This window comes from Flavobacterium bomense (assembly GCF_003970355.1).
Genome location: NZ_RYDJ01000167.1, coordinates 1 through 534, shown reverse-complemented (window position 1 = coordinate 534; position 534 = coordinate 1). Strand labels below are relative to the sequence as shown.

Genomic DNA, 534 nt, shown 5'->3' with positions numbered 1-534 from the left:
TACAAAAAGCGCCGCACCATTCAAACCCAATTCTTCGGCATCTGTAAACAGAATAATAATGTCGTTCTGGTGTTGTTTTTTGTTGTAAGTAAAAGCACGAACACTTTCGAGAATCGTTGCCACGCCAGAACCTGCATCGCTAGCTCCTTTTGAATAGGAATGTGGCGCGCTGTCATAATGCGAAAGCAGGAGCAAGGCTTTGTTGCTATTTGTTCCCTTAATTCGAGACAAGATGTTTTTGCATTTGGTCAATGTTCCCCAATCTGAAAAAGAATAACCTTCTTGAATGGAAGTTTCTAACCCCATATTTTGGAGTTCTTCTACCAAATAATTAGCCACGACCTCGTGATTTTCGGAACCCACAAAATGTGGTTTTTGCGAAATGTTTTTCACTTGTTCTAAAGCTCTTTTGGTCGAAAACTCAGCAAGTGGAGCATCGTCATCGGATGTCCATTGGGGCATCATCGCGAAGAATGTAAATCCAAGGAATCCAAGGATAAACAATACGGATAAAATGGAGGAATAACTTTTTTT

1 protein-coding gene is annotated in these 534 nt (G+C 40.4%); it reads right to left on the bottom strand.

Going from position 1 to position 534, the window contains the following annotated elements; genetic code table 11:
- The coding region (locus EKL98_RS18270) for a M28 family peptidase (protein WP_233589475.1) at positions 1–534 on the bottom strand (534 nt) is incomplete at both ends.